The sequence below is a fragment of the Amycolatopsis sp. NPDC051716 genome (genome assembly GCF_040681595.1).
In the GTDB taxonomy this organism is placed as follows: Bacteria; Actinomycetota; Actinomycetes; order Mycobacteriales; family Pseudonocardiaceae; genus Amycolatopsis.
In genome coordinates this window covers 88885-100431 of record NZ_JBFAZA010000022.1, presented here as the reverse complement: position 1 = coordinate 100431, position 11547 = coordinate 88885, and the positions used below count along the sequence as shown (strand labels likewise).

Annotated in this window: 14 protein-coding genes and 1 tRNA gene; 12 read left to right on the top strand and 3 right to left on the bottom strand. The window is 69.2% G+C overall.

Annotation, left to right across the window (positions count from 1 at the left end):
• Window positions 1-11: 11 nt before the first annotated feature.
• On the bottom strand, window positions 12-1517 hold the full coding sequence (locus AB0M30_RS28605; RefSeq protein ID WP_360164231.1) for a threonine/serine exporter family protein: 1506 nt from the start codon (window positions 1515-1517) through the stop codon (window positions 12-14).
• Between the two features lie 180 nt (window positions 1518-1697).
• Between AB0M30_RS28605 and AB0M30_RS28600 the strand changes: the two genes are divergently transcribed.
• Window positions 1698-1773, top strand: a tRNA-Thr gene (locus tag AB0M30_RS28600).
• Between the two features lie 112 nt (window positions 1774-1885).
• Here the strand turns inward: AB0M30_RS28600 and AB0M30_RS28595 are convergent.
• Together AB0M30_RS28595 and AB0M30_RS28590 are read right to left on the bottom strand one after the other, a co-directional pair.
• Window positions 1886-3328 carry a tyrosine-type recombinase/integrase gene (locus tag AB0M30_RS28595; protein ID WP_364589599.1) on the bottom strand — a complete coding sequence of 481 codons (1443 nt, stop codon included), beginning with the start codon at window positions 3326-3328 and terminating at the stop codon, window positions 1886-1888.
• Window positions 3329-3350: 22 nt separating this feature from the next.
• Window positions 3351-3893 carry a hypothetical protein gene (locus tag AB0M30_RS28590; protein ID WP_364589596.1) on the bottom strand — a complete coding sequence of 181 codons (543 nt, stop codon included), beginning with the start codon at window positions 3891-3893 and terminating at the stop codon, window positions 3351-3353.
• A 187-nt stretch (window positions 3894-4080) separates the two neighbouring features.
• Between AB0M30_RS28590 and AB0M30_RS28585 the strand changes: the two genes are divergently transcribed.
• The 11 genes from AB0M30_RS28585 to AB0M30_RS28535 all read left to right on the top strand — a co-directional run bounded on the left by AB0M30_RS28585 (window position 4081) and on the right by AB0M30_RS28535 (window position 11543).
• Entirely contained in the window at window positions 4081-4335 is a 255-nt protein-coding gene (locus AB0M30_RS28585; RefSeq protein WP_364589593.1) for a helix-turn-helix transcriptional regulator, read from the top strand.
• Complete coding sequence (locus tag AB0M30_RS28580; RefSeq protein ID WP_364589590.1) at window positions 4332-4601, top strand: hypothetical protein; 270 nt, start codon at window positions 4332-4334, stop codon at window positions 4599-4601. Before AB0M30_RS28585 ends, AB0M30_RS28580 begins: the two co-directional genes overlap by 4 nt.
• Window positions 4602-4605: 4 nt before the next feature.
• On the top strand, window positions 4606-5442 hold the full coding sequence (locus AB0M30_RS28575; protein WP_364589587.1) for a helix-turn-helix domain-containing protein: 837 nt from the start codon (window positions 4606-4608) through the stop codon (window positions 5440-5442).
• A complete protein-coding gene (locus AB0M30_RS28570) occupies window positions 5442-5789 on the top strand; it encodes a hypothetical protein (protein WP_364589584.1) in 348 nt (115 codons plus the stop codon). The genes AB0M30_RS28575 and AB0M30_RS28570 overlap by 1 nt, the downstream gene beginning before the upstream one ends.
• 117 nt (window positions 5790-5906) lie before the next feature.
• Complete coding sequence (locus AB0M30_RS28565; RefSeq protein WP_364589581.1) at window positions 5907-6149, top strand: hypothetical protein; 243 nt, start codon at window positions 5907-5909, stop codon at window positions 6147-6149.
• On the top strand, window positions 6146-6583 hold the full coding sequence (locus AB0M30_RS28560) for a helix-turn-helix domain-containing protein (RefSeq protein ID WP_364589578.1): 438 nt from the start codon (window positions 6146-6148) through the stop codon (window positions 6581-6583). The genes AB0M30_RS28565 and AB0M30_RS28560 overlap by 4 nt, the downstream gene beginning before the upstream one ends.
• Before the next feature lie 13 nt (window positions 6584-6596).
• Window positions 6597-7283 carry a hypothetical protein gene (locus AB0M30_RS28555; RefSeq protein WP_364589575.1) on the top strand — a complete coding sequence of 229 codons (687 nt, stop codon included), beginning with the start codon at window positions 6597-6599 and terminating at the stop codon, window positions 7281-7283.
• Complete coding sequence (locus AB0M30_RS28550; RefSeq protein WP_364589572.1) at window positions 7280-7972, top strand: hypothetical protein; 693 nt, start codon at window positions 7280-7282, stop codon at window positions 7970-7972. The genes AB0M30_RS28555 and AB0M30_RS28550 overlap by 4 nt, the downstream gene beginning before the upstream one ends.
• A gap of 99 nt (window positions 7973-8071) precedes the next feature.
• Window positions 8072-8335 carry a hypothetical protein gene (locus AB0M30_RS28545; RefSeq protein WP_364589570.1) on the top strand — a complete coding sequence of 88 codons (264 nt, stop codon included), beginning with the start codon at window positions 8072-8074 and terminating at the stop codon, window positions 8333-8335.
• A 119-nt stretch (window positions 8336-8454) separates the two neighbouring features.
• Window positions 8455-11247 carry a phage tail tape measure protein gene (locus AB0M30_RS28540; protein ID WP_364589567.1) on the top strand — a complete coding sequence of 931 codons (2793 nt, stop codon included), beginning with the start codon at window positions 8455-8457 and terminating at the stop codon, window positions 11245-11247.
• Window positions 11247-11543 carry a hypothetical protein gene (locus AB0M30_RS28535; RefSeq protein ID WP_364589565.1) on the top strand — a complete coding sequence of 99 codons (297 nt, stop codon included), beginning with the start codon at window positions 11247-11249 and terminating at the stop codon, window positions 11541-11543. Before AB0M30_RS28540 ends, AB0M30_RS28535 begins: the two co-directional genes overlap by 1 nt.
• Window positions 11544-11547: the final 4 nt, after the last annotated feature.

Below are 11547 nucleotides of genomic sequence, written 5' to 3'. Positions count from 1 at the left end.
TGACCGCTGTGTTACTCCAAGCTTCGTTCGGTCGGTTCGAGCGGACCAGCCATGCGTGGTCCGGCGAACCGCCGCTCGAGCCGGCCCAGTCCGGTGCGCACCGGCTGGGCCAGCCATTCCCCGAGTACCACGCCCGCGGCCAGCGCAAGCCCGATTGCGACGGCCGTCATGAGCGTCGAGATGTTGCCGCTCGGCTCGACCCCGATTTGGTACAGACCACGGTAGGTCGACAGGCCCGGAAGCAGGGGAGTGATCCCGGACACGGCCACCACGAGCGGGGTGACGCCGAGTCGCCGGGCGAGCACGCCACCGCAGAACCCGACCAGCGTCGCGGCCACCGCGGACGAGCTGACGCCGTCCAGCTGGGCCAGCATGAGGGCGCCGTAGACGGCGGCGCCGATGCCGCCCGCGGCCGCCGCGACCAGCATGGCGCGCATCTTGGCGTAGCTCGCGAGCGCGAAGCAGGCGGCCGCGCCGGCCCCGCCGAGCACGACGAGCGGCAGCTGCTGCGGCGTCGACCCGGTCACCTCGGGCAGCGGCGTGCGCGGCAGGCCGAGCATGACGGCGATCCGCAGGGCGAGCACGACCCCGGCGATCAGGCCGGCCGACATCAGCGCGGTCTCCATGGTGCGGCCCGCGGCGGTGACGTTGTAGCCGGTGATGGCGTCCTGCACGGCCGAGACGGTGGACAGCCCGGACAGCAGCACGGTGACCGCCGCCGCGACGACCAGCGTCGGCTTGTCGGTGGTCAGGACGTTGCTGCTGACGATGACCATGGCCGACAGCGTCGCGACCAGGCCGCCGATCACCTGCTGGAAGAAGAACGGCAGCCCGTAGCGGTTCACCACCCGGCCGACCCGGTCGATGACGCCGCTGATGGCGAAGGCGACGAGCGCGATGTCGAACCCGCCGCCGAGCAGGATGGTCACGAACGCGGCGACGCCGCCCCACGACAGCGTCGCGACCCAGCGCGGGTACGGGTGCGGCGCGGAGGTGATCCGCTCCAGCTCGGTCTGCGCCTGCTCGGCACCCATGTGCCCGCGCACGATCTTGCGGACGAGCTTCTCGGTCTCGGTCAGCCGCGTGTAGTCGAGGCTCCGGCTCCGCACGACGCGCAGCGCGGTGATCGGCGTCAGATCGGTGCCGCGGTGGCAGGTCACGGTGATCGACGTGAAGATGACGTCGACCTCGCAGTGCGGCAGCCCGAGCGCCCCGGCGATGGCGATGATCGTCGCGGTGACGTCCGACGCGCCCGCGCCGCTGGCCATCTGCACCTCGCCGATGCGCAGGGAGAGGTCGAGGACGAAGTTGACGGTGGCCTCGTCGGGCAGCTGCGGGCCCATGGCCTCGTCGGCGTCGACGGCGGGCAGCTCGCCGGTCGGCGCTTCGAGGACGTGCCACGGACGGCGCTTGAGGAGGTTGGGCCGGTGCGCGCGGGGCCGCTGGGCTTGCTCGGGTGGTTCGAGGAGCGGCCATCTGGTCGCCCGGCCCCCGTTGGTGCGCTCGCTGATCTTCATGATCCATCCACCTCCTCGCTCGTTCCTCGATGACCATCGACGGCTACCCGCCGACCGTTGCACGGATCATGGAGTGGCGTCCACCACGTTGGTCCATGGTCGCCTGGACCTGCGGATCTCGCCTCCCGAACGGATCATGGGCGGCGGCTCGGTACACTGTGTCCGGCGCCTCGGCGCCAGGCCGCTATAGCTCAGCTGGTAGAGCATCTGTCTTGTAAACAGAAGGTCAGGGGTTCGAGCCCCCTTGGCGGCTCCACAACCGAGACCCCCTCTGAGCAGGGGGTTTCGCTGTATCCGGGCACCGCAGTGCACCGCCCAGGCGTCCTCGGAAAGGGCCGATCGGTGCCAATTCGGTGCCATGCCGGGGATCACGACGACTCGGTGCCCGTCCGCCGCGGGATCAGGCCGCCGATCGCGACCATGGCCTCACGCTTCAGCTCGTCGCCCACCGCGGTGTAGACGCGGCTCGTGATCGCCTCGCTCGCGTGGCCGAGCATCTCGCTCACCGTTTTCATCGGCACGCCGGCCGCCAGCGCCATCGACGCCGCGCCGGACCGCATCGCGTGCAGTCGGACTGGCGGAAGACCGACAGACCGGGCGATCGCCCGGAACCGCTGCGAGACACTGTCGGGGCGCAGGTGGTCACCGTTCTCGAGCGTGAAGACGCGCCCCGAGTCGACCCATGCCTCACCCCACGCGAGCCTGTTCTTGCGCTGCTGCGTCCGGTGCGCCTTGAGCATGGCGACCAGACCGTCGTCGAGCGGCACCGAGCGCTCGCCAGCGTCAGACTTCGTCGGGCCCTCCTTGCCGTCGGCGTAGAGCTGCACCGTCACGGACAGCCGCTTCGCATCGAGGTCGACATCGATCCAGCGCAGGCCGCACAGCTCGCCGCGGCGCATCCCGGATCGGCTGGCCAGCTCGAACAGGTTGTAGAGCGGATCGCCCTCCGCTGTGTCGAGGAACAGGCCGCACTGCTCCGGTCGCCACACCATCGTCGACACCGGCACTTTGCCGGTTTCCCGCCACCGCTTCTCCGTTTCCACTGTCCACAGCTTCGGTTTCGGGGAGCTACCCGAGGCCAGTTCGACCAGCTTCGCCGGATTCACCCCGCCGAACCGGCTCGGGTCTTCCTTGATCGCGTCGTTCAGTGACTTCCGCAGCGTGGCGCGAAGCCGCTGCATCGACGCTGGCCCCATCACCCGACGTCGCTCCCGCGTCACGCCGGCGGCCCGCTGCTCGGCGCCGATCCACTCGCCGCGGTGGCCACGCGGGTGCAGCTTGAGCGACTCGCGGATCTCGGCGTTGCGCTCCTCGATGGCCGTGAACATCGCGGAGATCTGGTGGCTGCCGAGGTCACGCAGCTTGATCGCCCCGAGGTGCGGCTTGAGGTAATTGTCGATGTGGCCCTGGTAGCTCACGCGGGTGGCGCGGCGGATGTTCCGGCGCCCCGCGATCCAGCGGTCGAGCCACTCGCCGACCGTGATCCGGTCGTTCGCCACGCGCCGGGTCGACGCCTTGTCGCCCTTGCCCTCGATCGCGACCCGGGCCGCCTTCGCCTCGGTCTTCGTCTTGAACCCGGTCCGCCGGATCCGCTGCCGCTCTTTCCCCGAGCCGGACACCGGCGCGACGTCGATCTGGAAGCCCCACGTGCCGTGCTTGCTGTCGGACGCCAGCCGCGGGCACGCCGCGCCGAGCTCGCGGCGCTTCGCCTTCCCGCGCGCCGTGAGCACCGGCTCGCCGGCTGCATCCCGCACGACCTCCGTGCACCCGCACCGCCGGAACAGTCCCGGCTCAGTCCGTCTCGCCGCCATCTAGTTCTCCTCCACTTTGGGCTCAGCCCTTCTTGGGCAGAGGTGCAATAAGGCCAAGCTCCCGGGCTCGCCGGATATACCGGGCTGCCTGCGCTCGGGAGACCTGCATCTCGGTCGCTACGCCGAGGGCCGGCGCCTTGCTTCCCCCGCTTACCGCAGACACGTAGATTTCCGCGGCCTTGCGTGCGCGATCGTCGGTGCCCGGACGTCGATAACCGGGCGGCAGGCTGTGCCATGCCTGATTCGCAGGCTCCCCCTCTACCTGGTAGTAGCCCGAGCCCAGCTCCGGAACCTCGGTCGCCGGCTTCTTCGCGGCGTCGATCGCCGCGGACAGCAACTGGTCCACGAGCACCCCGCGAAGTCGAGTGGTCGTGATCGGGCTGCCATCGCTGGACAGAACTCGCAAGTCGGTGATCTTGGGCCGGTCGCCGGGGCGTGTCTGCACCACGGCGGCGAAGTCGAGTCCATCGGCCGTCACCCCATAGGCCGTGAACATGCCGGGGATTGCTGCGTCTGCACGGAGCCGAACCGGCATCTGCGCAGGCACCGGTTCGACGTGGTTCACGGTCACCGACTGTGCGTTCTTCGGGGGCATAGGCATGTCAGAAAGGTACGGTCTTTGGCACTGCCGTGACAAAGCCTGAGACTTCAATGTCTCTCCCACATCACTCCCAACGTCTCATCTGCCTGACACCGAACACGCTAGACGTACGGACGTGACATGGCAATGCCATTGTGCATGTCATACCGACATGGCAGCTAAGGCACCGCTGGACGTCGCGATGCGAGTCCGGAGAATGATCGAGTCAGGAGAAGCGCGCTCCTTGCGCGAGTCTGCAGGGCTGAGTTGTGAGCTGATCGCACGCAAGTGCGAGGTTGGCCAGACCGCCGTGTTCCGGTGGGAACGGGGTGATCGTCAGCCTCGAGGTCGCAACCTCTTGGCCTATCACCGCGTGCTCGTGGAGCTGAAAGAACTCCAGACCTCGATCGCAGGTGATGCGGCGTGAGCGAGGACGTCTGGACTGAAGAGCGCATCCGCGCCCTCGGCGTCCGCATGGACGCCGTGGACGCCGTGCGCGCCGTCCATGGGTGTGGGAAGACGCGGGCGTACGAGGCCCTGCGCGGCGGGGAAGACCTCGGTTTTCGGGTGCTCAAGCTCGGTCGCCGGTACGTCACCCCGACCGCCGACGTCCTCCGTGCACTCGGACTTGAGCAGCAGCCCGCGCCGTTCGCCGCCGTCCGGCCGCTGCGCGGGGAACCCGGGGCGGCCTGACCCGATGACTGCAAAATCCCGGTCGGAAGACAGCGACGAGGCCGCTTCGCCGTGGTTGAACATCCAGGCTGTGGTCTGGGTGCTTGACCGCGCACCTGACGTGCCGGCATCGCTTGTCGCGACGTTGATCGGGCTTGCCCGCCACGTGCCCGACGGCGGAAAGATCACCTTTCCGAGCCAGGGCACCCTCGCCCGCTACACCCGCAAGACCGTGCGTCAGGTCAAGAAGGATCTTGCCGCGCTCGTCGAGAAGGGCCTGATCAAAGTCGCCGAGGATCAGGGCGCGGCGAGCGTGCTTCGCGCCGACCGCCGACCTGTCGTCTACGAGCTCGTGATGCCCAATTACAGGCCGCACGGGGTGGACTCCACGACAGGTCGTCAGGTTCCCCCCGGAACTTCACGACATGTCGTGAAAGGTCGTACGGGGGGAACTACAGGGTCACGCGGGGTGAACTCCAGTTCCCCCGAAGAATCCCTGAAGAATCAGGAAGAAACCTCCTCCCGCGCGCGTGCCGACGTCATCGTCGCCAGAGCTTGCCCAGACGCCACCGAGGACGAGATCAAGGGGCTCCTCGAAGAACTCAAGGGCGAAGCCACCTCGTCGCTCATCGGGTACGTGAGCACGCTCGCCGCGAAGGGTGATCTCGCCGACCGGCTCACCGCGCTCCGCAGCGCCGCCGTCCGCGAGCAGATCGCCGACCAGCTCGAGCAGGCCCGCCGCGACCGACGCATGGAGTGCGAGCACGGCACCCCCGCCGGCCGCTTCCTTCGACCAGACACGCGCCAGTCCGCCACCTGTGGCCAGTGCCGAGCTGGCCACACGCCAGCAAGGAGCGCCTGATGACCCGACACGACCGCTACGGCGAACGACTCGAACCCGACGACGACACCAGCACCGACGACGTCCACGAGTGCGACGGCGGCTGGGTCGACCGCGACAGCAACCCGGCCGTCCCCTGCCTCGTCTGCCGCCCTCGTCTCACGCCCAAGCCGCGGACACGTCGCCCCGACCCCGAAGTCGCCCGCGCAGGCTCCAAGGCCGTCCGCGCCGTCCTCAACCGGCACGGCGTCCGCTGGTTCCCCCAGAGCCTCATCCAGCGCCCGGCCGGATTCGACCCATCGGAATCTGAAACCCAGGAGAACCCGGGCGACGACCGTGAGCCTCGGTCGCCAAAGGGTGCGGCGTGATCGCCCGCCGCCGACCGTCCATTGTGGACGTCATTCGGCTGGCCCCGAACCTGCACCGAACCGCCCTTGACCTGCGCCGTTGGTGTCGCCATCGGACACTCAATCAGAAGGTGCGCCGTGCCCAGCGACGTTGACCGCGGCGACCGGTGGGCCGCCCGGTACCTGATCGCCGTCCTCGACCGCGATGCCGAGGCCATGCGGCACGCCCTGAACGAAGTCCAGGCCGCCGGCGCCGTGTGGGACCTCGTCGACGCCCTCGGCGCCACCACGCGCGACGTCCTGGTCCAGTGCCACGGCACCGACCAGGCGCGGGAGATCCTCCGTGCGCAGCTGCTCGCCGCCGCCGAGCTCGAGCCGTGAGCGTCCACGTCACCGGCGCCGAGGGCTCGGTGATCTTCACCGGCCGCGACGCCTTTATCGTGGCCTCAGCGCTCGCCTCGTACGCGCGCGCCTTCCCCCGCGAAGCCCGGGCCGCCGAACTTCAGCGCGAGGCCCGCCGGGCCGCCGAGGGCTACGTCGCGGAACATCGCAAACTCATCGCTGACCTGCGGAGTTCCGCAGACAGCGGAACAAACGGGTTCCGGAAAGCCGCCTCCGGGCCATCCTCGGCGCCAACAGACACCGAGTGGATCACCACCGAAGAGGCAGCGCAGAGGTTGCAAGTGACACCCGAGTACGTGCGAAGACTGGCCCGCCAAGGGCGCCTCACGGCGCGGCGGACGACCGGTAGAGGCGCGGCGTGGGAGATCAACGCAGCAGACGTTGCGACGTGGGTTCCGCGCCTGAGCGCATGAAAGGCGGCCCGCAATGGCCACCATCGGCGAGATCCCCGCGATCTACCACGACACCGCCGCCGACATCCCGCCCGACGTCCTCGGCGACCTGACCGTCCTCGAAGCGACCGCCCGCTGCGTCGCGTCCGAGCGACTCAAGGCCTCCGGCCTCTCGCACAGCGACCCCACCGCGGCACGCGCCACCCTGCACCTGTCCTGCCAGGTCCTGCGCGAGGCACCGGACGAGGCCGCGGACATCCGGGCGAAGGCCGCCGCGACGTCCGACCCGGTGCTGCGCCGGGGCTACTACGCCCTCGCCGAGCAGCAGACGAGCAGCGCCGCGCGGCCGAGCGACACGGACCGGATCATCGCCGAGGCGGCGCTCAGCACGCGAGTCACCAGGCAGGTCCGCAAGCTGACGAAACCGGGCCCGGCACGCACCAGGCTCGCCGCGTCCATCCGCCGGCAGGTCGAGGCCGCCACGGCACCCGCTCAGGCCCGCATGGAGGCGCTGAGCAAGGAGATCGACGCCGTCACGCGTCAACGGGCCGCAGGTCTGGCAGCCGCTGACTCCGGCGCTCCGGTGATGTTGTTCAAGAGCCGCGCGCCGTCCTCCGGCGCGGCTGAGCGCTACCGCCAGCTCGCTGCCGCCGTCGATGACCCTCAAGCCGCTCGCGGCTACCGCGACCTCGCCGAACAGGCCGAAAGGGACGGACAATGACCCTCACAGACATCGAGGCCCCGCAGGACCGCCTCGCTCGCCGCCGCCAGCAGCTCGCCGCGCTGCAGGCCCAGCGGGAAGGCGTCGAGCGCGAACTCGGCCAGCTGAGCGCCGACTTCACCGCAGCCGTCGACCGCGGCGACTTCACCCCCGACCAGAGCGCCGAACGCCGCCGCCTGCTCGACGAACAGCGGGACATCGAATCCGCCAGCGTCACCGTGCGGAGCCACATCGCGGCCGCAGAGGCAGAGATCGCCGAAGCCGACGCGCGGGCCGAGCTGGCCGCCGTACGCGCGGCCATCGCCGAGGAGACCCCCGCCGCGCAGCAGCGTGCCGAGGCTCTCGCCGGCCAGCTCACGCGGCTCGTCAACACCTTCGTCGCGGCCGCCCGCACCGCGGTCGACCGCGTCGCTGCCGCGGACCGGGACGAACTCCGGTTGTCGACCCTGCTGTCCGCCGAGCGGCAGCTGTCCCTGCGCTTCGGTGAGACACCGTTGCAGGACCCGGTACAGGGCGTGACCTGGTCTGCCGGCCAGGCGATCTACGACTCGCCCGTCTTCAGCACCGGCGTCCGGAGCCGGATCGAGGCTGCCGACGCGAACATCCTCGCAGCGGCTCGGCGCGGCAGGGACGGCGTGGTCGACACCCTTGCCGCGCTGTCCGAGGCCGCCCGCCATCTGGTCCGCTGAGCAGGGTCCATCGAGCAGAGAGCAGCCCTGACCATGGCGAAAGACCCCGTTGTCCACTCCAGCCCGGCAGCGACAGGTTCCCGGTTCCAGGTCGAGTCCGTGGCCGGCCGACTCGTCGTGACGACCCTCGGCGACAAGATCACTGCCTCCGGGGTGGCCGCCGTCGCTGCAGCGGTCAGCACCTACCTGAACAGCACGTTGAACGCCGCGCAGCGGACCGCGTTGGCATCGGCGACCGGCGACCTCTACCTGACCGTGAACGCGGGGAGGGTGTTCTGCGCAGTCGCGCCCGGCACCGAGCAGACCCTGGCGACGGCGATCGTCGCCGTGCTCAAGACCGCAGGCAGCACCGCCCCCGGCTGACCGTCTGTCTGTCCGAAGAGGACAGACAGACGGCGGCACCGACAAGGCCACTAACCGCAGTTGACCTGCAGAAATATCGCTCCCATCGGAGTGAACATCAGACGTGAGGAGGATGCACTGTGGCCGACTTGCTCCCGCCCGTCGCGCTGACGCTCATCGCGAACGTGACCGAGGCGATCGCCGGGGTCGAGTCGTTCGGTGCAGCCACGACCGCCATGGCGGGCGAGACCGCGGCCGCGGGCCGGACGGCCACGGCTGGGCTGGACGCGGCGGTCGCCGGGACCACCGAAGCCGCCTCGGCCGCTGAGGCGCAGGCGGCGAAGATCACGCGGTCGCACGAACAGGTTCAGCGATCGATGCAGGCCCTCTCTGCACAGGCCGACCGCACCGCCGAGCAGTGGTACGTCGACTCGACCAGGATGGCCGCGGCCACGCAGAAGATGACCCTCGACATGGAGGCCGCCGAGGCGCGCGCGGTCGCGTCGACCGAGGCCATGGGCGCCAAGATGGACGAGGTCGCTGCCACGTCGACAGGGTTCGGCGCGACCGTCGCAGCGGGCGCGAAGCGCATGATGCTCGTGGGCGCCGGCGCGGCCGTCGTGGGCGTCGCAACCGTGAAGATGGCCGGCGACTTCGAGGCCTCGACGACACGCCTGGTGACCTCCGCCGGAGAGACCGAAGCCAACCTCGACAAGGTGCGGCAGGGGATCCTCGGCATGGCCGGGGAGGTCGGCTACTCCGCCGAGCAGCTGTCCGCCGCGATGTACACCATCGAGTCCGGTGGCCGGCACGGCGCCGAGGGCCTGCAGGTCCTGCGCGCCGCAGCGGAGGGCGCCAAGACCGAGAACGCGAGCTTGAAGACCGTCGCCGACGCCGTGACCAGCGTGCTGCAGGACTACCACCTGAAGGGCCAGGACGCGGCGGACGTCACGTCCAAGCTGGTCGCCGCGACCGGCGCGGGCAAGACCAACTTCGAGGAGCTGGCTGCGTCGCTGTCCGCCGTGCTGCCGGTCGCGTCGGCGGCGCACGTGTCCCTCGACGACATCCTCGGGTCGCTCGCCAGCATGACCGTGCACGGCATGAGCGCGCAGCAGAGCGCCCAGAACCTCACCGACGTGATCCGGCACATGCAGAACCCGACCCAGGTGCAGAGCAAGGAACTCGCGCTGCTCGGGATCAACGCGCAGGACCTCGGCGACAAGATGAGGAGTTCCGGCATCTCCGGCACCCTCCAGATGATCGCCGACAAGATCAAATCGTCGTTGGGGTCCGACTCGCAGAAGGTCATCCTCGACCTCGGGACGGCGCTGAAGAACTTGCCGAAGGACGTCCAGGACCTCGGCACGAAGCTGATCGAGGGCACCGTCACGCAGAAGGGCTACTCCAAGGCTGCACAGGGGATGAACCCGATCGCTGCGCACCAGGCCGCGGCTTTCGCCACCCTCGCCGCGTCCACGCACGCCATCGGCAACAAGCAGATGACCGGCGCGCAGGTCATGCAGTCTTACGGCGCTGCGCTGGCGAAGGCGACCGGCGACTCAACCGGCCTGAACGTCGCTCTCATGCTGACCGGCGACAACGCGCAGACCACACACGACGCCGTGGGCACTGTCGCCGGCGCGGCCAAGGAAGCCGGTGATCACGTCAAGGGCTGGGGCGAGATCCAAAGCACGTTCAACCAGAAGGTGAGTCAGGCCAAGGACGGGCTCGGTGCGATGGCCATCGAGATCGGCGAAAGGCTGCTGCCGGTCGCGTCGAAGATCGCCGGGGTGATCGGGGACGTGACGAAGTTTCTCGCCGAGCACAAGGACGCGGCGACCGGCGTAGCGATCGTGCTCGGCGGGATGCTCGTGCTCGGCCTCGCTGCGGCGACTCTCGCGGTCTGGGACTTCACGGTCGCACTGCTGGCCAACCCTGCCGTCTGGATAGTTGTAGGGATCATGGCGCTCGTCGCCGCGATTGTTTTGCTGGTCAAAAACTGGGACAAGGTGTCGGCGTGGCTGACGTCCGTCTGGAATGGATTCATCGGCTGGGCGAAGGGCGTTTGGGACGGGTTCGCGGGCTGGTGGGCCGGGATCTGGAACGCGGTGTGGAAGTGGGTGTCCGACCGGATCACCGATATCCGCAATTTCGCCGTAAGTTTGTTCAACACCGTAATCAACTGGATCGTTCAGCGCTGGACCGATTTCATTCAGTTCTGGGTTGACCTGTGGAACCAGATTTGGAAATGGTGCTCGGATCGGCTGACCGATATCCGCAACTGGGTGCAGGGCCGGATCAACGACGTGATCGGCTTCATTCACCGGCTCGCCGAGGTCCCCGGCCAGGTCTCCGACTGGTTCGGGCGGATGCGCGACGCGGTCGTCGATCGCTTCAATGACGCCGTCGCGTTCGTTCGCGGCATCCCCGGCCGGGTCCTGTCCGCCCTCGGCGACCTCGGCGGGCTGCTGCTCGGCGCGGGCCGCGCGATCATCAACGGCTTCCTCAACGGCCTCAAGTCGGCCTGGAACTCGGTGACCTCGTTCGTGTCCGGCATCGGCGGCTGGATCGCCGACCACAAGGGCCCGATCGACTACGACCGGCAGCTCTTGGTGCCGCACGGTCTCGCAATCATGGATGGCCTCCACGAAGGCCTGGTGAACGGCGGCCGGCAGGTGCAGAGCTACCTCGACGGGTTCACCACCGGCATTGGCAACACCGCCCTCACCGGATCGATCTCGATGGCGGACAACGCGTTCTCTGGCTCCGGGTCGGCCAGCGGGGGCGCGCCCACCATCATCAACGTCACCGTCGAGGGCTCTGTCGTCGCCGAGCGGGAGCTCGGGGACCTGATTCAGCGGCTCGCCCTGCAGCGTGCCGCTCGTAACCCCACGAACGGCCTCGCGCTGGGCCTGGCGACGGGAGGTCGGTGATGACCGGGATCACCGACGCGGACGCGGGGTACGTCAAGGCGCAGGCCGTCATGCTGATGACCGCCAGCGCGGAACTCGACGACCACAAGTTCGGCGAGCTGGTCGGTCGGGTGTACTGGGAGTTGATCAGCCCATCCGACCCGATGGTCAGCTCCCTCCGGCACGCTCTGCTCTTCACGACGCTCGCGCGGCTGGCGGAGATCAACTACACCCGGTGGCGTGAGTCCGAGCCGGTCGCCGCCGCCACGTGGCTGGCCAGCGTCGTCGAGGAGAACAGTCGCCTGCAGGCTGGCTGACCGC

Bases quoted from the DNA above. Each gene is read 5' to 3' on its own strand.
- AB0M30_RS28605 (WP_360164231.1), bottom strand. From the start codon at position 1,517: ATGAAGATCAGCGAGCGCACCAACGGGGGCCGGGCGACCAGATGGCCG.
- AB0M30_RS28595 (WP_364589599.1), bottom strand. From the start codon at position 3,328: ATGGCGGCGAGACGGACTGAGCCGGGACTGTTCCGGCGGTGCGGGTGC.
- AB0M30_RS28585 (WP_364589593.1), top strand. From the start codon at position 4,081: ATGGCAGCTAAGGCACCGCTGGACGTCGCGATGCGAGTCCGGAGAATG.
- AB0M30_RS28575 (WP_364589587.1), top strand. From the start codon at position 4,606: ATGACTGCAAAATCCCGGTCGGAAGACAGCGACGAGGCCGCTTCGCCG.
- AB0M30_RS28570 (WP_364589584.1), top strand. From the start codon at position 5,442: ATGACCCGACACGACCGCTACGGCGAACGACTCGAACCCGACGACGAC.
- AB0M30_RS28555 (WP_364589575.1), top strand. From the start codon at position 6,597: ATGGCCACCATCGGCGAGATCCCCGCGATCTACCACGACACCGCCGCC.
- AB0M30_RS28550 (WP_364589572.1), top strand. From the start codon at position 7,280: ATGACCCTCACAGACATCGAGGCCCCGCAGGACCGCCTCGCTCGCCGC.
- AB0M30_RS28535 (WP_364589565.1), top strand. From the start codon at position 11,247: ATGACCGGGATCACCGACGCGGACGCGGGGTACGTCAAGGCGCAGGCC.